We start from the raw sequence: 20,985 nt of genomic DNA on the forward strand, positions 1-20,985 counted from the left end.
TCGGGCAGGCCGCGGCACCGCCCCTGGCCGGGGCGGAACGCCCTGTGAAGACGTGGGGGTGGGTCGGGGTTCGATGATGGCCGGAGGATTCGGCGTGGTGAACTGGACCGATGTGGCGCGGCCGCGGATCCCCCGCTGTCGCCGCGCTCCAACGGGTGCCGGGGCCGGTGGCGGGATCATCGCCGGGTCATCGACGGGCTCTGTGCAGTCGTCGAACCACTCGCCGCGGATCGCGTTCACCTTGGCCTCGGGGTAGGCGACGCCGCGCTCGAAGGAGTCCTTCACCACGTCGAGGACCCGGCTGCGTTCCGGTTGGTGTGGGGTGACGTCGGCTGTCCTCGGCTGTCCTCGGCCGCACGCGTCTCCGGCCTCACGCGTTCCCAGGAAGACCGGAAGCGCCGGAGCGCGGTGCCCCGGCCACGGGCGCCACCCCGGCGGCCCGCATACAGCCCGCGTCGCAGGACAGACTGAACTCTGCCCCGTGTGCCGACAGCGGCAGCCGTCACGGTGGCAGTAGGTCAGACGAAAGTGGCCCGGGTCGCGGAGCGCGTCCGGGGCCTGTGACGAGGGGGAAGGCCGATGCCCGAGCAGGACGCTCCCAGCGATCCGCAGCCGCAGCCGGAGCCGGAACCGCAGCCGAAGGCGGCGCGCCACACCGCGGCCCACCTGTGCACGGCCCGCCGGCGTGCGGTCCACCCGCGCGCAGCCCACCCGTGCGCCGTGGCGCGCCACACCGCGGCCCACCTGTGTGCGGCCCACCCGCGTGCGCCCCATCCGCGCGCAGCCCACCCGTGCGCGGTCCGTCGCAGAGTCGGGGTGGCCGCGTGAGCCTGGATCAGGTCCCCGCACCGGCCGCCGGCGCGTCCGTACCCGACGGCGGCGTTCAGGCCGCCCGCAAGCAGCGGTTGCGCCGGCGCCTTGAGCGGCTCATCGGCATCGCCGCGACCGAGGGCAACGAGCTCGCTCCGCTGCGGAACGGCGACGAGATCTTCCCGGCCATGCTGGACGCCATCCGCGGTGCCACCCACACGATCGACATGATGACGTTCGTGTACTGGCGCGGCCAGATAGCCCGCGACTTCGCCGCCGCCCTCGCGGACCGCGCCCGCGCGGGCGTACGGGTGCGCCTGCTCCTCGACGGCTTCGGCGCCAAGCAGATCGAGCGCGACCTGCTGGAGGAGATGGAGGGCGTCGGCGTCGAGGTCGCCTGGTTCCGCAAGCCGCTCAGGCTCTCCCCGTTCAAGCAGAACCACCGCTGCCACCGCAAGGCCCTGATCGTCGACGAGCACACCGCCTTCACCGGCGGCGTCGGCATCGCCGAGGAGTGGTGCGGCGACGCCCGCGGCCCGGACGAGTGGCGCGACACCCACGTCCGGGTGCGGGGCCCGGCGGTGGACGGCGTCGCGGCGGCGTTCGCGCAGAACTGGGCCGAGTGCCACGACGCGTTGTACGACGACCGGGACCGCTTCCACGAGCACGAGCAGGCCGGCACGTCGGTCGTGCAGGTGGTGCGCGGCTCGGCCAGCCTCGGCTGGCAGGACATGCAGACCCTGATGCGCGTCGTGCTCACCTCGGCCGAGGAGCGCTTCCGGCTGGCCACCGCCTACTTCGCCCCCGACACGTACTTCGTCGACCTGCTGTGCGACGCCGCGCGCCGCGGCGTCACGGTGGAGATCCTGCTGCCGGGCCCGTACACCGATCAGCGCGCCTGCCGCCTCGCCGGTCAGGGCCACTACACGAGGCTCCTGGAAGCGGGGGTGAAGATCTTCCAGTACCAGCCCACGATGATGCACGCGAAGGTCGTCACCGTGGACGGGGTGGCCGCCCTGATCGGCTCCACCAACTTCAACCGCCGCTCGATGGACCACGACGAGGAAGTCATGCTCGCCGTCCTCGACGAGGACTTCACCGCCGCCCTGGACGCCGACTACGACCGGGACCTCGCCCGCAGCGCCGCCGTGGACCCGGCCCGCTGGCGGCGGCGGGCCGCCGTGCAGCGGGCGAAGGAGACGGCTGTCAGGGTGATCGGCCGTTTCCTGTGAGCGGGCGGGCGGGTTGCTGTGCATGGGTGACCGCGGTGTACGGCCGACCGCCGTGCAGGGCCGACCGCGATTCGTGGGCGGCCGCGGCGCATGGCCGACGGCGATGCGGGTAGGCGGCGCCTCGCCGGACAAGGGACGGCGATCCTGAGCACACGCGAGGAGGGGCACGAATGACGACGATGACGGTCAGCAGCACCCAGGAGGGGACGCAGGCGCTGCCGGAGATCGGTGACCCTGCCAAGGTGGCTCCGCACGACGCCCGGGCGTTGTCGAAGCTGTTCTTCGAGCGGCTCTCCGTCCTGGAGGAGGGCACGCACGAATACCAGTACGCGCGCAACACGCTGATCGAGATGAACATGTCCCTGGTCCGCTTCGCGGCCGGCCGCTACCGCAGCCGGAACCCCGAGGAGCTGGAGGACATCGTCCAGGTCGGCATGATCGGGCTGATCAAGGCGATCGACCGGTTCGAGCTCTCCCGCGAGGTGGAGTTCACGTCCTTCGCCGTGCCCTACATCGTGGGCGAGATCAAGCGGTTCTTCCGGGACACCTCCTGGGCCGTGCACGTGCCCCGGCGGTTGCAGGAGGCCCGGGTGCACCTCGCGCGGGCCACCGAGGAACTGCGCAGCCGCCTCGGCCGTACGCCGACCGTCAAGGAACTCGCCGAGCTGATGAGCCTGAGCGAGGAGGAGGTCACCGAGGCCCGCATCGCCTCCAACGGCTACAGCGCCGCCTCCCTGGACGCCGCCCTCACGCACGACGACGAGAGCGAGACGCCGCTGGCGGACTTCATCGGCCGCGACGACGCCGCCCTCGAACTGGTGGAGGACTTCCACTCCCTGGCCCCGATGATCGCCGCCCTCGACGAGCGGGAGCGGCAGATCATCCACTGGCGGTTCGTCGACGAGCTCACCCAGAGGGAGATCGGCGAACGGCTCGGCGTCTCGCAGATGCACGTCTCCCGGCTGCTCTCGCGCTGCCTGACCCGTCTGCGCGAGGGCCTGCTCGCCACGAACTGAGGCCCCGCGTCAGCACCACGGCGCCCGTGGAGCCCGCTCCCCGGGCGCCGGTGCGGCCCGCCAACCGGGCCCATCCGAGCCCGCCCGCAACAGCCCGCCAGGCCGTCCCTGGCGGGCTGTTCATTGGTATGGACATGCTCAAAAGCTCGGGCTAGTCTCGAACTTGGTCTAGACCGCGTCGGACGTGTGCCCTCCGGTTGTTGCCGTACTGCCGCCTTTCCCGCTCGCCCGGCAGTGCGCCCGAGGTGTACGTCCGCCCCCACCCGCACCTCGGACCACGGGAGCCCACCATGCGCAGGAAGCTCACCTCCTTACTCGTCGGCCTCGGCCTCGCCGGGACGGCCGTGCTGGCCACCGGCGGCAGCGCCCAGAGCCACGGCTACACCGACTCGCCCGTCAGCCGCCAGCAGTTGTGCGGCAACGGCACCGTCCGGAACTGCGGCCAGATCCAGTGGGAGCCGCCGAGCGTGGAGGGCCCCAAGGGCTTCCCCGCGCGCGGGCCCGCCGACGGCCGCATCTGCGCGGGCGGCATCGGGCGCTTCTCCGAGCTGGACGACCCGCGCGGCGGGAACTGGCCGGCCACCAAGCTGACCGCGGGCCAGAGCCACACCTTCGTATGGCGCATCACCGCCAACCACTCCACCACCGACTTCCGCTACTACATCACCAAGGACGGCTGGGACCCCACCAAGCCGCTGACCCGGGCCGACCTGGACCCGCAGCCCTTCCTCACGGTGCCCTTCGGCGGCCGTCAGCCCGGCTCCACGGTCACCCACGCGGGCACGCTGCCCCAGAAGACCGGCCGCCACCTCATCCTCGGCGTCTGGACCATCGCCGACACCGGCAACGCCTTCTACGCCTGCTCCGACGTACGCTTCTGACACACCCTCGGGCCCGGCCGGGCCCGCACCACCACCCGGCCACGCCCGGCCGGTGAGCGCACACCGGAACCGACCCCGGGCCGGCCCATCGGCCCGGGGTCCCGCCGTCCGGCACCGACGTCCATCGCCCCGCCCCGCGGTCACGGTGCCGCATCCGCGGCGGCCGCCGGGCGGCGCCGCAGGCTGAGCCGCGCGGACAGCAGGCCGGCCACGCCGACCAGGGTCCACAGGGCCCACGGGCCGAACGCGTACACGGCACCGCCGACGAGCGGTCCGGCGCCCGTCCCGACCGTGTAGGCGACGCCGTGCAGCCCCTGGTAGCGCCCGGTCATCCCCGGGGGAGCCAGACCGCCCAGATAGGCCTGCGAGATGGAGCTGGTCAGCATCTCGCCGAGGCTCCAGACCACCACCGTCACCGCCAGCGGGCCCATACCGGTCATGAACCCCGTCAACGCGAGGCCCGCGCCGGTGACCAGGTTGCCGACGGCCAGGACGTACTCCGGCCGGCAGCGGGCGACCACGCCGGTGAGGGGCAGCTCCAGGGCGAGCACGAGCAGGCCGTTGAGCCCGATGAGGAGGCCGAAGTCGCGCTCGCTCAGCCCCACGTCGCCGACGTGCAGGGGCAGACCGACCGTGGACTGGACGTAGACGAACTCGGCGCACACGGTCATCAGCAAAAAGCGCGTCAGAGCGCGGTCGGCGAGCACCTCCCGGTACCCCGTCGGCCGGTCCGCGCGCGCGTGCGCGCCGCCCCGGCCGGGCCGCGCCCCGGGCGGATCCCGCAGCAGCACCCCCACGACCACGCCGAACAGCAGGCACGCGACCGCGTTGCCCAGGAAGAGCCCCGCGTACGAGGTGTCGGCGAGCACGCCGCCGAGGACGCCGCCCAGGGCCGCGCCCACGTTCATCGCGAACCGGAACACCCCGAAGGCGGCGAGCCGTTCCTGGTGGGACGCCGCCACGGAGTCGAGCAGCGCGGCGGCCGCCGCGGGCCGGTAGATCTGGGACGTCACCCCGATCAGGCCGACCACCGCGACGACGACCGGCAGCGGGCCGAGGTACGGCACGAGCGCCGTCAGACCCGCCGTGGTCACGGCGGAGAACACGATGGTCCAGCGGCGGCCGATCCGGTCGGCGAGGTGCCCGCCGACGGCGTTGCCGAGCACCTTGCCCACCCCGGACGCGCCCAGGACAAGCCCCGCCGCGCCGGCGGAGTGGCCGCGTCCGGTCAGGTAGAGCACGAGGAACACGGGCAGGAAGTTGCCGACCTGGTTGACCAGGATGCCGAGGCTGATGAACCACACCCGGGCGGGCAGGCCGCGCAGCGCGTCGCGGAACCGCGGCTCGGCGGCGCGCGGCCGGGCGGGTGCCGCGCTCACGCGACCGGCTCCGTCCGCACGCGCAGGGCCGCGGCAAGCCGCCTGCTGTGCGCGACCGCCTCGGCGGCGGTGGCGCCCCGGGCGATGACGTGCCCGACCTTGTCCTCGTTCCAGGTCAGCGGGGGCACCACGGAGCCCGGCTCCGCCCGCACCGCCAGCTCCACCAGCGCCGGGTCCGCGCGCACGGCCTCGGCGCCGGCCACCTCCACGACCCGCCCGGGCCGCGGCGTGAGGAACCGTACGGCCGCCCCGCCCCGGGGCGCTGGTGCCGCCGCGAGCGGTTCCACCAGGCCGAACGCGGCGCCCAGCGCGTACCGCTCCATGTCGACACCGTGGACGGTCGCCGTCAGCTCGTTGATCCGGTCACCGCCGACGCGGTTGTGCGACTCGACGATCCGCGGCCCCCGCGCGGTGAGCTTGACCTCCGTGTGCGCCGGCCCGTCGCGCAGCCCCACCGCGTCCAGGACGTCCCGCACCAGCCGGGTGACCTCGCGCAGTGTCCCGGCCGGGCAGGCGCTGGGCTGCGCGTGGCCGAGCTCGACGAAGCCGGGGCCGCCGCACTCCTTGTCGGTCACCGCGACGACCACGTGCCGGCCGCCGAAGGACAGGGTCTCCACGCTGACCTCCGGCCCGTCCAGGAACTCCTCCATGAGGAACGCGTCGAAGGAGTCGGCGCAGGCGAGGTCCCCGGCCCTCCACCGCCCGTCGCCGAGGGACCGGAACCGCCGGACGACGCCCTCCACGTCGGCCCGGTCGCGGACGTGGAACACACCGAGACTCCCCGACTCGCGGATCGGCTTCACCACGAACGGCAGCCCGTGCGCCGCGGCGAACTCCCGTACGTCCTCGGTACGGCGGCCGACCGCGAAGGCCACCGGACTGATGCCGCGCGCGGCCAGGTGCCGGCGCATCCGCCCCTTGTCCAGCAGCAGTTCCACGGTGGCGACGGACGTACCGGCCAGGCCGAGCGCCTCGTTGATCCGCGCCGCCGGCAGCAGCCCGGGCTCGAACAGCGACACGGCCGCCTGGAACGGGTACGCCTCGTGCAGCGCCCGCACCAGGGGGACGAGTCGGTCGACGTCGCCGTAGTCGAGCAACAGCGCCTGGTCGACGCAAGGGTGGTGGCCGCGGTCGTACGCGTCCGGGTACTGGACGTGGACCACGTCAAGGCCCAGCTCCCGGGCCTTGCGCACCTGCGCGCTCCGGCCGCCGACGACCAGGACGCGAGGCCGTCCGGCGGTGCGCGCCGAGGACCGTCGGCCGGTGGGGACGACATCGTCGGACAAGGTGGCTCCCTCTCTCGTGCTTCCTCCCGGCGGCTCCGCCCTGGGGGGGCGCCGGTCACGACGAACGCCGCACCCGCGCGGCCGGGCCCGAGGCCACGGCGGCGCCCACGGCGTACCGGGTCACGGGGCCATGGCTCCCGTGCGGCCGCATCACGCTATGACGGGTTCCGGACAATCGGCTTCCGGTACGGGAAGGGGCCGCCTAATCTGCTCGGGTGCCGACCGAACTCAGCCCGACCGCGCGGGCCCTGCGCACCATGGAGATCCTCCGGACCCGCCCCGGCGCGACGGCGAACGAGCTCGCCGCGGCGCTGGGGGTCACCGAGCGGGCCGCGCGCCGCTACATCGGGATCCTCAAGGAGGCCGGTGTCCCGGTGGAGTCCACCCGGGGCCCGTACGGCGGGTACCGGCTGGGACGCGGGACGAGGCTGCCGCCGGTGGTCTTCACGGAGGCGGAGGCGCTGGGCCTCGTCATGGCCGCGCTCGACGACTCCGACGAACTCGTGGGGCAGGCGCTGGGCAAGGTGATCCGGGCCCTGCCGGAGAAGCTCGGCCGCCAGGCGGCGACGCTGCGCGACCACGCGGCGGCCGCGCCCGACCCGCACTCGGTGCGGCCCGACCCGGCCGTCACCGGCGCGCTGGTCACGGCGTCGGCCGCCCGGCGGAGCGTGCGTGTGGCGTACCGGAGCGAGGCGGGGAACGAGTCCGAGAACGAGGTGGACCCCTGGGCGGTGGTCGTCCGCCACGGCCGCTGGTACCTCCTGTGCCGCTCGCACCGCGCGGACGCCATCCGCACGTACCGGGTCGACCGGATCGGCGCGGTCCAGGAGACGGCCCGGACCTTCGCGCCACCCGACGGCCTCGACCCGGTGGCGGTGCTGGAGGAGAACCTGGGCACGGGCTGGGAGTACCGCACCCGCGTGGTCTTCGACGCCCCCCTGTCCGAGGTGGCCCCCTGGGTCAGGCCCCCCATGGGACGCCTTGAGGCGTCCGGCGACCGCTGCGTCCTGACCGGCAGCACGGGCACGCCGGACATGTACGCGGAGAAGTGGCTGGCCAGGATGCCGTTCGCGTTCCGCGTCGAGGGCGGCCCGGAACTCCGCGCGGCGGTGGCGGCGGTGGCCGCGCGCTTCTCGGCGGCGGTGAACTCCGGGCCGACGCCCGACGCGCCGGGATCTGTGCCTGAGGCGTCTCCGTGAGCCCCCGCCCAGGCACGGTGTCCGCGGTGTCAGTCCTGGCTCGTCCCTCGAAGCGGCGCTTCCCGTCAGGTCCGCTCCGGGAACACGGGCAGGCGTGTGCGAGCGGCGTCGGCCTCAGCGCACCTGGCGCACCGCCACCGCGTTGTACGGCGTCGTCGGCGTGGGCTCCTCGGTGAAGCGGGAGTTGGGCAGGTAGAGCCGGTTCCCGTACGCGGCGGCGGTCGTGGGGATGCGGAAGCGTGGGTCCGTGATCCGCGTGACCGCCGTGCCGCGCAGGCCCGTGGCGTCCATGCGGAACACGTCGACGGCGTTCTGGCGCTGCTGGACGACGTAGAGAGTGCGGCCGAGGAGGAGGGCGCCGTCGCCGTCGGGGAGCCGGTGGGCGCCGAGGTCGACGCGGCGGGCGTCGCCGGTGCGCGGGTCGACCCGGTACAGGCTGCCGCCGTGGGCGTGGACGTTGATCACGAGCAGGCCGCGGCCGTCCGGCGTCCGCGCCAGGCCGTTGGTGGTGAACCCGTCCGCCGGGGCCTGGACCCACTCGCCCCGCAACGGCAGCGTCACCACGTCCCGCGGGGCGGGCAGTTCACCGCGCGGTCCCAGAGGCAGGCCGTACACCTGCTGCTGGGTGGAGTCGGTGAACCAGGCGGCCCGGGGCGTCAGGACGACGTCGTTGACGACGGTGGCGGGGGTGCCGACCTCGTACGTGGCGAGGATCCGGCCGCTGCGGCCCTCGACGACGCGCAGGTGGCGCGTGAACCCGCCGGCGATGAACAGCCGGCCGTACCGGTCGCTCTTGAGGCCGATGCTCATCTCGTCCGTCCCGGTCCCCACGGTCTCGCCCCGGCCGGTGGCGAGGCTCGCGCGGTACAGGGAGCCGCCTCCGAGCGACCCGAACCACGCGTAGGGACCCGGCCCGATGGCGATGCCCTCGGGCCGGAAGCCGTCGGGGAGCGGGAACTCGGTCGGCCAGGGCGCGTCCGGGGACCCGGCACGGGCCGCCGCCGCGAGCGGCCCCAGCACGGCCGCCGCGCCCGCCGCCGCACCGGCGCCGAGCACCTGCCGTCGGGAGATCCGGGGCACCTCTGGGGTCCGCGCCGCACGGGAGTCACGGCAATCACGGGCATCAAGGGAGCCAAGGGAGTCACGGGAGTTACGGAGAAGGGGGTCTGCCATGGCGTACGTCCTTCCGCAGTCGGGGCCTCTGGGCCTCTGGGCCTCTGAGCCTTGGGGCCGACCCGACCACGGAACCACAGCGGGCGTACCGCCGTGCCCTTTTCCGCCCGCGGCAGAGGAGAACCGAACCGACGGCCGCCCCCGGCCTCCGGCCGGGACACCTCGCCCGCGTCGACGCGGGCCGTCTCACCCCCCGCGGGCGTCGTACCGGCGGAAGGCCGCGCGGTACGCGCTCGGCGGGTGCCCCGTGTGCCGGGTGAACACCGTGCCGAACGCCCCGGCGTCGCCGTACCCGACGGCGGCGGCAACGCTCGCGACGGTCCGGTCGGTCGTCTCGAGCAGGAGGCGGGCCCGGCGCACCCGGGCGGTGTGCAGATACGCCAGCGGCGTCCGACCGGTCTCGCCCTTGAAGCGGCGGAGCATGGTGCGGGAGCTGACGCCGAAGGCCCGGGCCAGGGCGGGCAGGTCGTAGCGGACCGCGAGGTTCTGGTCGAGCCACCGCTGGACCCGCAGGGAGAAGGCGCTGCCCGCGGCGGGCAACAGGGCAGGGTCGACGTAGGCGGACTGCGTGGACCGCGCGTCGTCGAGGAGCGCGACGCGGGCGGTGGCCCGGGCGACGCCGGGGCCGTCGTGGTCGCGGACGAGCCGCAGCGCGAAGTCGTACATCGCGCTGAAGGCCGCGGTGGTGGTCACCCCCCGGTCGGTGACGACCAGCCGCTCCGGGCGGAGGCGGACGTCGGCGTACCGGCTCCCGAACCGGTCCGCGTACAGCCAGGACGTCGTCGCCTCGCGGCCGCGCAGCAGGCCGGCCTCGGCGAGCAGGAACGCGCCGACGCAGATCGAGACGACCGCGGCCCCCGACGCCGCCTGCGCGCGGAGCACGGCGGTCTCCGGCGCCAGATCCGCGAGGACCGCGTCGAGGTCGAGGGCGGGGGAGAGCGCGAAGCCCGGCACGAGCAGCACGTCCGCGGGCCGCACCGCCGCGACGTCGACGCGCGTGCCGCCGGACGCGAGCACCCGGCGGCGCGGCGAGACGACCGACGTCTCGTAGGACGGCCCGTCCGCGCCCCGTGCCGCCGCCACGTGCCCGGCCATGGTCAGCAGGTCGAGGACCCCGAACACCTCCGACGCGAAACAGCCGGGGTAGGCCAGCACACTCACGCGCAGCGGACTCACACGGCACCTCCGGCGGCCGGTCGGTGGACGGGGGATGGCGGTATCACCCCGCAGCCTGGCGATGCCGCCGCTTCCGGGGGAGGACAGCCTCTCGCCATCCTGTCCGCCATGACAACCGAACGAGACGACCGCGACCCCGCCCTGCGTACTGGACGAGGCGGCCGTGACCCCGCCATGCGTGCCGAACGAGGCCGTCGCGACTCCGCCGCGACCACCGAACGAGGCCGCCGCGACTCCTTGCGGGACTTCGACCGCAGAGCCGTCGACGTGGACGGCACGAGCAAGACCGTGTACGTGTCCGGGGCGGGCCCCGCCGTCGTCCTGATGCCGGAGATGCCGGGCATCAGCCCCGACGTCGCGCGCTTCGGGCGGTGGGTACGCGACTCCGGCTTCACCGTGTACATGCCGTCCCTCTTCGGCGTCGACGGCGCCTATCCGCGCGCCGACGCCGTGGACACCGTCGTCCGACGGGCCTGTGTCAGCGCCGAGTTCCGGGCCTTCGCCGGGGGCGGCACCAGCCCCGTCACCGCCTGGCTGCGCGGCCTGGCCCGCCGCGCCCACGCCGAGTGCGGCGGGCCGGGCGTCGGCGCCGTGGGGCTCTGCTTCACCGGGAACTTCGCCCTGACCATGGCCCTCGAACCGGTCGTCGTCGCACCCGTGCTGAACCATCCGTCGCTGCCGCTCGACGACCCCGGCGGCCTGGAGTTGAGCGCCGAGGACGCGGCCGCCGTCGCCGCCCGCGTCCGCCGGGACGGCCTGACGGTCCTGGCCTACCGCTTCGACGACGACACCTGGTGCACCGGCCGCCGGTTCGCGGCCTACCGGGCACTGCTGGGCGACGCCTTCGACGGCCGCGTCCTGCCCGGCTCGTCCGCGCACACCGACCCCCCGCCCTTCTTCCGCGACGTCGTCGGCTGCCCCCATAGCGTCGTCACGGCCCACCTCGTCGACCGCGAGGGCCACCCCACCACACGGGCGCGCGACGAGATCATCGCCTTCCTCGCGGAGCGGCTCCACGTACGGGACGGCTCCGGACCGCCGCGGGCACGGGCCGACGGCGACGGGGGGCGGACGGTGCGGGGAAGCGGGTGATGTGCCGTGCGCGCGGCCGGACGGTGACCGACATGTCAAAATTCAAGGTGCGCGAAACGGGGGTGTCGCTTCGTCCTCAGCGGCAGAAGGTGAACCGCGCCCCGGACCCGCGCGCATCACCTGACGAGAAAGGATGCCATGACCACCGAGACGCTGGAGTTTCAGGCTGAAGCGCGGCAGCTCCTGCAGTTGATGGTCCACTCGATCTACTCCCACAAGGAAGTCTTCCTGCGTGAGCTGATCTCCAATGCCTCCGACGCCCTGGACAAGCGGCGCCTCGCCGGCCTCAAGGACGAGCGCCTCAAGGCCGACGACCTGCACATCGCCGTCGAGGTCGACAAGGAGGCCCGCACCCTGACCGTGCGGGACAACGGCATCGGCATGTCGCGCGAGGACGTGGTGGGCCTCATCGGCACCATCGCCCGCTCCGGCACGGCCGAGATGCTGCGCCGGCTGAAGGAGAACAAGGAGTCGGCCGACCTGATCGGCCAGTTCGGCGTGGGCTTCTACTCCGTCTTCATGGTCGCGGAGAAGGTCACCCTGCTCACGCGCAAGGCCGGTGAGAGCGAGGGCGTCCGCTGGGAGTCGGACGGCGGCGGCACGTACACGATCGAGACCGTCGAGGACGCGCCGGAGGGCACGGCGGTGACCGTCCACCTGCGCCCCGCCGACGAGGAGGACGCCCTCCACGACTACACCGACGAGCAGAAGATCCGCGAGGTCGTCAAGCGGTACTCGGACTTCATCTCCTTCCCCATCCGCATGGGCGAGGAGACCCTCAACTCGATGAAGGCGCTGTGGGCGCGCCCGAGGTCCGAGGTCAAGGACGAGGAGTACCACGAGTTCTACCGGCACGTCACCCACGACTGGGCCGACCCGCTCGAGATCATCCCGATGCGGGCGGAGGGCACCTTCGAGTACGAGGCGCTGCTGTTCATCCCGTCCCGTGCCCCGCGCGACCTCTTCCAGCGCGACGCCCGCCACGGCGTCCAGCTGTACGTCAAGCGCGTGTTCATCATGGACGACAGCCGCGAGCTGCTGCCGGACCACCTCCGCTTCGTCAAGGGCGTCGTGGACGCCGCCGACCTGTCGCTGAACGTCTCCCGCGAGATCCTCCAGCAGGACCGGCACATCCAGCTCATCCGCCGCCGCCTCGCCAAGAAGGTCCTGTCGACCGTCAAGGACCTCATGACGAACGACGCGGAGAAGTACCGCACGTTCTGGCGGGAGTTCGGCGCCGCCGTGAAGGAGGGGCTGCTCGACGGGTCCGAGAACCACAAGGCGATCCTCGACATCGCCTCGTTCGCCTCGACCGCCGGCGACGAGCCCACCACGCTGGCCGACTACGTCGCCCGGATGAAGGACGGCCAGAACAAGATCTACTACGTCACCGGCGAGAGCCGCGCCCAGATCGAGAACTCCCCGCACATCGAGGCGCTGAAGGCCAAGGACTACGAAGTCCTGCTGCTGACCGACCCGGTGGACGAGATCTGGGTCGACACGGTGCACGAATACGACGGCAAGGAGTTCCAGTCCGTCACCCGGGGCGAGTCCGACGTGTCCGCCGAGGCGGAGGTCTCCCAGGAGGACACCGAGGCGTACAAGGCGGTGCTCGGCTGGCTCAACGACACCCTCGACGACGTCAAGGACGTCCGTCTCACGACCCGGCTGACGAGCTCCCCGGCCTGCCTGGTCAGCGACACCGACGGCATGACCCCCGCGCTGGAGAAGATGTACAAGGCGATGGGCCAGGGCTTCCCGCCGGTCAAGCGCATCCTGGAGCTGAACCCGCAGCACCCCCTGGTCAGCGGGTTGCGGTCCGCGTACGAGAAGCGCGCCGACGACCCGGACCTGACCGACATGGCCGAGCTGCTGTACGGCACGGCACTGCTCGCGGAAGGAGGGGACCTGGCGGACCCAGCACGCTTCGCCACCCTGCTCGCCGACCGCCTCAGCCGCACGATCTGAGCGCGTCCGGCGGACGGAGTCCCTCCGCCGGCGGCCCCGGACGGCTTCCGGACGAGCCCGCGGATGACGCCCCCCCGCTGGACAGCCCCCGGGACGACAGGTCCCTGGACGACAGGTCCCTGGACGACGGCCCCCGCCTCCGCCGGACGGAGCGGGGGCCCGTCGCCGCTGTGCGACTGTGCCGCGCCGGGCGTCGAGGGGCGCGATCCGGTCAACGCGGGTGCTGCCGTTGCCCGGGCCGCGCCGCCGTGTGACGGTCGGCTGGCACGTACGGTCGAACGGACGAGGGGGCAGGAATGAAGACTCGGCGGATCCGCCTGATACCCGCGGTGGCGGCCCTGGTGGCGGGCGGCCTGCTCGCCACCGGCACGGCGGGGACGGCCTACGCGGTGGGCCGCACGGCCGGTCCCGCGTCCGTGCGGGCCGTGGCGCCCGGCTCCCTGCCCCCGGAGGAGCAGGAGCGCCTGCGCCAGGTCGCGGCCGCGATCTGGCCCGACCAGGCCGCGGGCTGGGACATGAACACGGACGTCGCCGACGTCCTCTCCCGGGCCACGGGGGAGATCCTGCGCTGCTCGGAGGCGTTCGCGCTCGTCCCGAGGCCGCCGGGGTTCGTGCCGGGGCTCAGCTACCTGCGCGACTACTGGAAGCAGCTCCGCGACTACTTCCTCGCCGTCAAGGAGAACCGCACTTACCGCGTCTGCGTCGTCAACGCGGCCCGCAACCACCGCACCGCGATGGAGCTGGCCTCCATGGGCGTGTGACCCGCCGGGGGCCCGGGGCCTGGACTGACCGCCCGCCGCCCGGCCTCGCGTCTTCCGTACGCCCGAACGCCGATCGTTGCGTTCCGGGGATGTCGTGGCCGCCGCGTGCGGAGGTGGACCGGCGCTGACGACGCGGCAGGCACCGGGCGTTCCGCAGCGTGCCGACAGGCCCTTCGGGTGCCGGCGGCGCGGCGCGTCCGCGCGGTGCGGACGGCACCGGGCTTGCGCCCCGGACCCGGCGCGGCCCCCTCGGCGCCTCGCCGCCGGGGCCGGTGGCGGCTCGGCCTCGGCGAGCCGCGCCCGACCGGTTCCGTCTTCCTCGTCCCTCTCGGGAGGCCCCCGTCGCCCGTACCGGACCTGTACTGCGGGGCGTGCCCTGCGGGGCGTGCCCGCCGGCACCGTCCGCTCGCTCGGCCTGGGCGCCCTCATGACGAGCGCGGGCGCCGGGTGGCCGAGCCGGACCTGGCCGCCACCGATCCCGCGCGCGGGCCCGCTTTCCTGCCGGTGGCGGCGCGGGCGCCCCGCCCCCGCCGCCGTCGCCGTCCTCCTCCGGCTCGGCGGCGCCGTCGTCGAGGTGCCGACGGGCCGGACTTCGGCCGGTGACAACCTCCGCGTTCCCGGAGCCGCCCGGTGACAACATTCGCGCTTCCGGAGCCGCCCGGTGACCGCATCCGCCCTCCAGGAGTCGCTCCCGAGCGCACTTCGCGACGAAAGTTGGCTGAAAACTGTCGCTGATTGGTCTAGACACGGCGTGCTTCCCCTGTCTGTTTGTCGACAGGCAAGGCGTACTTCGGGCGGAGCGGGGCACGCCCAGGGGTGCAGAAACGTTTGGTGTGGCTCGGGTGCCCCGGCGAAGGGTGCCCCCGGTGCCCGCCGCCCCCGGCGCACAGCCGATATCGCATAGCACGCACCTGATGGTGAAGAGACGTTTCACGACGAAAACCGCTAGGCGGAGGCTCCCGTTCAGGGTGCGTGGCAGGACCACCCGATCTTGTGACTAGCATGGCCCCGCGCAGGCCGTCGCGAGGGACACGCCAGGCGACGGGCGTCGCGCGCGACAGCACCGATGTGAGGGCGGGCCGACGGCCCGCACCCCTGTGCCGACACCGAGGGGCCACGGAATGACACAGTCCGCCGATGGGCGTCCGCCCGGCATAGCCGGCACGCGGCGAACAGCATCCTCCTCGCCGCTGCTCCTGCTGGCGGCGGCAGCCGTGGGCGGCGCCGTGCCGGTGGCCCTCGCGCCGTCGGCCGCCCGCGGCTGGGTGGCGGCCGTGGCGGTGGCCGCCTGGCTGCTGCTCGCCGCCGTGGTGTGGACCGGACGCCGTACGGCGGCCACGCTGCGGGCGCGCGCCGCCACCGCCGAGCGCCAACTGGCCGACCTGCAGACGCAGGTGGGCGCCCGCGGCGGCGAGGTCATCCATCTGGCCCAGGTGACGCTGCCGTCCGTGGCGCGGTCCCTGCGCGAGGGCGCCGCCCCGCACGAGGCCCTGGGGCAACTGCGCCTGCCCGCCGACCCGGCCTGCCGCGAACTGCTCAACGTGTGCGTGTCCGCCCTGTCCGACGCGGAGCAGCGCGCCGCCGCGGCCGCCGCGGCCCAGGCGCACGCCGCCGGTGAACTGGCCCGGCTGAGCGACGACATCCGGCTGCTGACCACCGACACCGTCCCCGACGTCGTCACCAAGCTGCGCAGCGGCACCTCGGCGGACCGCGTCCTCGCCGCCATGTCCTGGCCCGCCGACCCCGCCCTGCGCGAGCTCACCGAGGGCGCCGTCCGCGAACTCGCCCTCAGCGAGCGGCGGGCCGCCGCCGCGCAGGCCGCCAGCGCGAAGGCGCTCAGCCGCGTCCAGGCCAAGACCGTCAGCATGCTCGCGGACCTGCGCGCCCTGCAGGACCGTTACGGCGAGGAGGTCTTCGGCGACCTGCTCCGGCTCGACCACACCACCTCGCAGCTCGGCCTGATGACCGACCGGCTCGCGCTGCTCATGGGCGGCCGCTCCAGCCGCGCCTGGAACAAGCCCATCGTCATGGAGAGCATCCTGCGCGGCGCCGTGGGACGCATCGCCGCCTACCAGCGGGTGCGGCTGCACAGCTCCAGCAAGGCGGCCGTCGTCGGCTTCGCCGCCGAGGGCGTCATGCACCTGCTGGCCGAGCTGATGGACAACGCCGCGAACTTCTCCCCGCCCACCGACGAGGTCCACGTCTACGTCGAGGAGTCGCGCACCGGCGTCGTCGTCACCATCGAGGACAGCGGACTGCGCATGGCCGACGCCGCGCTCCGCCGCGCCAAGGAGTACGTCTCCGGACAGGCCACCGACCTCGCGCTGCTCCAGGGCACCCGCCTCGGCCTCGCCGTCGTCGGACGCCTCGCCGGGAAGTACGGCGTCAGCGTGAACTTCCGGCCCTCCTCACGCGGCGGCACCGGCGTCGTCGTCCTGCTGCCCCCGCAGCTCATCGCCCAGCAGGCGCAGTCGGACAGCGCCCGCTCCACGCCCCCGGCCGACCCGGACCCGCAGCCCGCCGCCGCGGCGAGCGCCACCGCGGACCACTCGGCCGCCCCGCCGCCCGCCCTGCCGTCCCGTGCCGCGGACTCCCCGGAGGCCGACGCGGGCCGCTCCCTGCCGGAGGGCACCCTGGCCACCCCCGGCGGCCTGCCCGTACGCCGCCCCGGCCGCACCATGGCCGCCGCGCACCCCGCGCAGGAGGAGCGCGAGGGCACCGGGCCGGACGCCGCGGCGGACGAGCGGCGGCCGCGGCCCGCCCGCGACGTCGGGGCGCGCTTCGGAGCCTTCCACCGCGCCCGGCGGGCCGCCGCCGACGATGCGCGACCGCCGCAGGCCGAGTAGCCGCACCCGGCTCACGGACCGGCCCGCCCGCCGGACCGCCCCCCTCAACCCCCGCCCCGTCCACCGAAAGGGAGGCACGGGCGTGCGCACCCTCGGGTGACCGCCCGGAACCGACATGCAGACCACCGACAACAGCTTGAACTGGCTCCTGGAGAGCCTGCTCGACGGCACCCCCGGCACCCGGCACGCGCTCGTCCTCTCCCGCGACGGCCTGAAGCTCTGCTGGAGCACCGGCCTCACCCTGGACCAGGCCGACCAGCTCTCCGCGATCTGCTCCGGCATCCAGGCGCTCGCCCAGGGCGCCTCGGTCGAGTTCGGCGACGGCACCGGCGGCGTACGGCACTCCATGACCGAGTTCCACGGCGGCCTGCTCTTCGTCGTCGAGGCCGGGCAGGGTGCCCACCTCGCCGTCATCGCCGACGAGGACGCCGACCCCGGCGTGGTGGGCAACCAGATGACGCAGCTCGTGGCGCAGATCGGCGACCACCTGCGGGCCGAGCCCCGGGGCCAGGGCCGGCAGCACACCGCGTCATGACCCGGCGGCCCGTCGACGTGGGCGACCCGGACCGGCTCTACACCATCACCCAGGGGCGCAGCCGTGCCGACGCCGTCGCCTTCGACCTGGTGACCCTGATCGTCGCCGAGTGCGAGCCGTCCGCCGGCCAGCAGTCCGAGCACGCGCGGATCCTGGAGCTGTGCCGCCACCCCACTTCCGTCGTCGAGATCGCCGCGGAGCTCTCGCTGCCCATCACAGTGGTCCGCATCCTCCTGGAGGACCTCCGCGCGACCGGCCGCATCACCCCCCGACATCCCCGCGTGGCGTCATCCGCCGCGCTGCCCGATTCCGCTCTTCTCACGGAGGTGCTCCATGGGCTCCGCAACCTCTGAGCTGCCGCCGGCGTCCAGGACACCCCTGCGCGACACGGCCGAGTCCGGCCTCAAGATCGTCGTCGTGGGCGGCTTCGGCGTCGGCAAGACGACCCTGGTCCGCTCGGTCAGCGAAATCCGCCCGCTGAACACCGAAGAGGTCATGACCGAGGCGGGCGAGGGCGTCGACCGCATCCCGGTGCCGTCCGCCAAGAACACCACCACCGTGGCGTTCGACTTCGGCCGCATCAGCCTCAACGAGCGCCTGGTGCTCTACCTGTTCGGCGCGCCCGGCCAGAAGCGCTTCTGGTTCCTGTGGGACCGCCTGTTCTCCGGCACGCTCGGCGCCGTCGTCCTCGTCGACACCCGCCGCATGGAGGACTCCTGGTACGCCATCGACCGGCTCGAACACCACAAGACGCCGTTCGTCGTCGCCGTGAACCGCTTCGACGGCGACCACCCGTACCACTCCCTGGACGAGATCCGCACCGCCCTCGCGCTGCCCGCGCACGTCCCCCTCATCGACTGCGACGCCCGGGTCCGCTCGTCCGGCAAGGACGTGCTCATCGCCCTCGTCGACCACCTCCACCACCTGGCACGGGAACGGGAACTGACAGCATGACCGAAGTGACCGGACCAGCGGCCCCCGGCACCCCGCCGCCCGGCTGCCCCGCCCACGGCGACGCGGTGCGCCTCGGCGGCCTGGAGTACCAGCAGACCCCCTTCGAGCTCTACCGCGACCTGCGGGGCCGGTACGGCTCCGTCGCCCCCGTCCTCCTCGACGGCGACGTGCCCGCCTGGCTGGTCCTCGGCTACTCCGAGGTCAGCTACGTCACCGCGCACGACGAGCTGTTCGCGCGCGACTCGCGGCGCTGGAACCAGTGGGACCGCATCCCCGCCGACTGGCCGCTGCTGCCGTTCGTCGGCCACCAGCCGTCCGTCCTGTTCACCGAGGGCGCCGAGCACCGACGCCGCGCCGGGGTGATCACCGAAGCCCTCGAGGGCGTCGACCAGTTCGAGCTCGGCCGCGAGTGCGTGCACATCGCCGACCAGCTCATCGCCTCCTTCTCCGGCCGCGGCACCGCCGAGCTCATGAGCGCCTACACCCACCCGCTCGCCATGCGCGCCGCCGTGCACATGGTGGGCATGCCCGCGGGCACCGCCGACACCGAGGCGCTCGTCGAGGACCTGCGCATGTCGCTCGACACGGCCGAGGGCGACGACCCCGTGGCCGCGTACGGGCGCGTGGGCGAGCGCGTCCACCGCCTCGTCACGGAGCGGCGGGCCCGCCCGGCGGCCGACGTCACCTCGCGGATGCTGGAACACCCGGCGGGCCTCACCGACGAGGAGATCGTCCAGGACCTCATCTCGGTGATCGCCGCCGCGCAGCAGCCCACCGCGAACTGGATCTGCAACACGCTGCGGCTGCTGCTCACCGATGAGCGGTTCGCCCTGAACGTCTCCGGCGGCCGCCTCAGCGTCGGCCAGGCCCTGAACGAGGTGCTGTGGCTGGACACCCCCACGCAGAACTTCATCGGCCGCTGGGCGGTGCGCGACACCCAGCTCGGGGGCCGGCACATCCGCGCGGGCGACTGCCTCGTCCTCGGCCTCGCCGCGGCCAACTCCGACCCGCAGATCTGGCCGGGCGCCGAGGTCGGCTCGGAGAACTCCGCGCACCTGTCCTTCAGCAACGGCGAGCACCGCTGCCCCTACCCGGCCCCGCTCCTCGCCGACGTCATCGCCCGCACGGCCGTCGAGACGCTCCTCGAACGCCTGCCGGACCTGGTCCTCGCCGTGGACCCGAAGGAGCTGACCTGGCGGCCGTCCGTGTGGATGCGCGGACTGACGGCGCTGCCCGTGCAGTTCACGCCGGTGGCGCAGTAGTCCCGTACGAGCACGGGGGCGCGGCGCGCCCGTCGGTACGAGGCGGGTGCGGCGCGGCGCTCCTCCCGTGCGCGCGGCGGGCCGCGCGGGCCGGGCGGGCGCCGCGCCGGGCGTCAGCGCGCCGCCGGCGTGAACACCACCGGGAGCGCCTGCGGCCCGCGGGTGAAGACACCCTGCTCCCGCGGCGCGTGGCCGTCGGCGAGCCGCAGGCCGGGCAGCGCGTCCAGCAGGTCGTTGACGCCGGTCTCGACCTCCGCGCGGGCCAGCAGGGCGCCCACGCAGAAGTGCCGGCCGAGCGCGAAGGCCAGGTGGTCGGCCGCCGCCGAGAAGGCGGTCGTCGTGGTCAGGTCGTCGCGGAAGATGTCGAAGCGGTCCGGTTCGCGGTAGCGCTCGCCGTCGCGGTTGGCCGCGCCGATCAGGCAGGTGACGGTGGCGCCCGCCGGGACCGTGCCGCCCGCGAGATCCACCTCGGCCGCGGTCTGCCGCATGATCATGTGGACCGGCGGGGTGTAGCGCAGCGTCTCCACGAACGCCCGGTCCACCAGGGACCGGTCGGCCCGCACGGCGGCGAGCTGGTCGGGGTGCGCGAGCAGGTTGGCGAAGATGCTCGCGATGGCCTTGTCCGTGGTCTCGCCCCCGGCCGCGAGCAGCAGGCTGCAGAACGCCTTGATGTCCTCGTCGCTCATCCGCACGCCGTCGACCTCGGCCGCGCACAGCCGGGACAGCAGGTCGTCGCCGGGTTCCTCGCGGCGGCGCCGGATGATCGGGAACAGGTACTCCGCGAACTCCACGCGCGTCCGCTCGCCCGCGGCCGTGACCTCCGGGTCCCCGGCGAGGTTGCCGAGGAAGGCGATGACGCTCGTGTACCAGCCGTGGAACCGCGCGTGGTCGGCCTTGTCCAGGCCGAGCATGTCCGCGATCACGTTGACGGGGAAGCGGGTCGCGTACTCCGCCACGAGGTCCGCCGACCCGCGCCCGCGGAAGGCGTCCACCAGCTCGCGGGAGTTGCGGCGGATCACCGGCATGAAGGTCTCCTGCAGCTCGGCGCCGCGGAACGCCGGGGCGACCAGGGCCCGCCGCACCGCGTGCTCGCGCCCGCTGAGCTGGAGGATCGTCCGCCCGTGCACGGGCTCCAACTGCCAGTCGTAGTTCTCGGTGGTGAACACCGACTCCTTGTCCTTGAAGACGCGGGCCACGTCCTCGTACCGCGAGACCACATAGCTCTTGGTGGGCTCGTGCCACAGAAGCGGAGCGCGCTCGCGGAGCGCGCGGTACACGGGGTAGGGGTCGGCCGCGAACTCGGCCGAGAGGATGTCGGGTATGTCCTGAGCGCTGTCTGGCAGGGGCTGAGCAGTGGACACGAGGCTCCTCCAAGGGGAACGACTGCCGGGCGGAGCCAAGCTTATTGATCAAGA

General features: G+C 73.9%; 18 protein-coding genes. 13 read left to right on the forward strand and 5 right to left on the reverse strand.

Annotated elements, in window-relative coordinates:
• Positions 1-824 precede the first annotated feature (824 nt).
• From QK440_RS13030 to QK440_RS13040, 3 genes are all read left to right on the forward strand, one after another.
• The gene (locus QK440_RS13030) at positions 825-2,042 is read left to right on the forward strand and encodes a phospholipase D-like domain-containing protein (protein ID WP_282793228.1); all 1,218 of its coding nucleotides are present in this window, start codon (positions 825-827) and stop codon (positions 2,040-2,042) included.
• Positions 2,043-2,212: 170 nt separating this feature from the next.
• A complete protein-coding gene (locus QK440_RS13035) occupies positions 2,213-3,058 on the forward strand; it encodes an RNA polymerase sigma factor SigF (protein WP_282793229.1) in 846 nt (281 codons plus the stop codon).
• Positions 3,059-3,348: 290 nt separating this feature from the next.
• Positions 3,349-3,939 (forward strand): lytic polysaccharide monooxygenase auxiliary activity family 9 protein, encoded by a 591-nt coding sequence (locus QK440_RS13040; RefSeq protein WP_282793230.1) that lies wholly within the window; start codon positions 3,349-3,351, stop codon positions 3,937-3,939.
• Positions 3,940-4,079: 140 nt separating this feature from the next.
• Here the strand turns inward: QK440_RS13040 and QK440_RS13045 are convergent, their stop codons facing one another.
• Positions 4,080-5,318 (reverse strand): MFS transporter, encoded by a 1,239-nt coding sequence (locus tag QK440_RS13045; protein WP_282793231.1) that lies wholly within the window; start codon positions 5,316-5,318, stop codon positions 4,080-4,082.
• Entirely contained in the window at positions 5,315-6,604 is a 1,290-nt protein-coding gene (locus QK440_RS13050; RefSeq protein ID WP_282793232.1) for an ATP-grasp domain-containing protein, read from the reverse strand. Before QK440_RS13050 ends, QK440_RS13045 begins: the two co-directional genes overlap by 4 nt.
• Before the next feature lie 215 nt (positions 6,605-6,819).
• Here QK440_RS13050 and QK440_RS13055 point away from each other — a divergent pair, with 215 nt between their 5' ends.
• Positions 6,820-7,803, forward strand: a complete 984-nt coding sequence (locus tag QK440_RS13055) for a WYL domain-containing protein (RefSeq protein WP_282793233.1) — start codon at positions 6,820-6,822, stop codon at positions 7,801-7,803.
• Positions 7,804-7,917: 114 nt separating this feature from the next.
• Here the strand turns inward: QK440_RS13055 and QK440_RS13060 are convergent, their stop codons facing one another.
• A complete protein-coding gene (locus QK440_RS13060) occupies positions 7,918-8,883 on the reverse strand; it encodes a superoxide dismutase (protein ID WP_282793234.1) in 966 nt (321 codons plus the stop codon).
• Between the two features lie 279 nt (positions 8,884-9,162).
• Positions 9,163-10,152 (reverse strand): helix-turn-helix domain-containing protein, encoded by a 990-nt coding sequence (locus QK440_RS13065; protein ID WP_282793235.1) that lies wholly within the window; start codon positions 10,150-10,152, stop codon positions 9,163-9,165.
• A 108-nt stretch (positions 10,153-10,260) separates the two neighbouring features.
• On the opposite strand from QK440_RS13065, the gene QK440_RS13070 reads away from it, so the two are divergent.
• From QK440_RS13070 to QK440_RS13110, 9 genes are all read left to right on the forward strand, one after another.
• Entirely contained in the window at positions 10,261-11,244 is a 984-nt protein-coding gene (locus QK440_RS13070; RefSeq protein WP_282793236.1) for a dienelactone hydrolase family protein, read from the forward strand.
• Between the two features lie 138 nt (positions 11,245-11,382).
• Complete coding sequence (gene htpG / locus QK440_RS13075) at positions 11,383-13,212, forward strand: molecular chaperone HtpG (RefSeq protein WP_282793237.1); 1,830 nt, start codon at positions 11,383-11,385, stop codon at positions 13,210-13,212.
• A 296-nt stretch (positions 13,213-13,508) separates the two neighbouring features.
• The gene (locus QK440_RS13080; RefSeq protein ID WP_282793238.1) at positions 13,509-13,973 is read left to right on the forward strand and encodes a hypothetical protein; all 465 of its coding nucleotides are present in this window, start codon (positions 13,509-13,511) and stop codon (positions 13,971-13,973) included.
• 385 nt (positions 13,974-14,358) lie between these two features.
• On the forward strand, positions 14,359-14,607 hold the full coding sequence (locus QK440_RS13085; RefSeq protein ID WP_282793239.1) for a hypothetical protein: 249 nt from the start codon (positions 14,359-14,361) through the stop codon (positions 14,605-14,607).
• Positions 14,608-15,094: 487 nt separating this feature from the next.
• The gene (locus QK440_RS13090) at positions 15,095-16,819 is read left to right on the forward strand and encodes an ATP-binding protein (protein ID WP_282793240.1); all 1,725 of its coding nucleotides are present in this window, start codon (positions 15,095-15,097) and stop codon (positions 16,817-16,819) included.
• Between the two features lie 115 nt (positions 16,820-16,934).
• Positions 16,935-17,354, forward strand: a complete 420-nt coding sequence (locus tag QK440_RS13095; protein ID WP_282793241.1) for a roadblock/LC7 domain-containing protein — start codon at positions 16,935-16,937, stop codon at positions 17,352-17,354.
• Positions 17,351-17,707, forward strand: coding sequence for a DUF742 domain-containing protein (locus QK440_RS13100; RefSeq protein WP_282793242.1), 357 nt, complete (start codon positions 17,351-17,353; stop codon positions 17,705-17,707). Before QK440_RS13095 ends, QK440_RS13100 begins: the two co-directional genes overlap by 4 nt.
• Positions 17,688-18,308: an ATP/GTP-binding protein gene (locus QK440_RS13105; protein ID WP_282793243.1), complete on the forward strand. Its 621-nt coding sequence runs from the start codon at positions 17,688-17,690 to the stop codon at positions 18,306-18,308. The genes QK440_RS13100 and QK440_RS13105 overlap by 20 nt, the downstream gene beginning before the upstream one ends.
• Positions 18,305-19,570 (forward strand): cytochrome P450, encoded by a 1,266-nt coding sequence (locus QK440_RS13110; RefSeq protein ID WP_282793244.1) that lies wholly within the window; start codon positions 18,305-18,307, stop codon positions 19,568-19,570. The genes QK440_RS13105 and QK440_RS13110 overlap by 4 nt, the downstream gene beginning before the upstream one ends.
• Positions 19,571-19,683: 113 nt before the next feature.
• Here the strand turns inward: QK440_RS13110 and QK440_RS13115 are convergent, their stop codons facing one another.
• Positions 19,684-20,931: a cytochrome P450 gene (locus tag QK440_RS13115; protein ID WP_282793245.1), complete on the reverse strand. Its 1,248-nt coding sequence runs from the start codon at positions 20,929-20,931 to the stop codon at positions 19,684-19,686.
• Positions 20,932-20,985: the final 54 nt, after the last annotated feature.

Source organism: Streptomyces sp. CC224B, assembly GCF_030010595.1.
In the GTDB taxonomy this organism is placed as follows: domain Bacteria; phylum Actinomycetota; class Actinomycetes; order Streptomycetales; family Streptomycetaceae; genus Streptomyces; species Streptomyces longispororuber.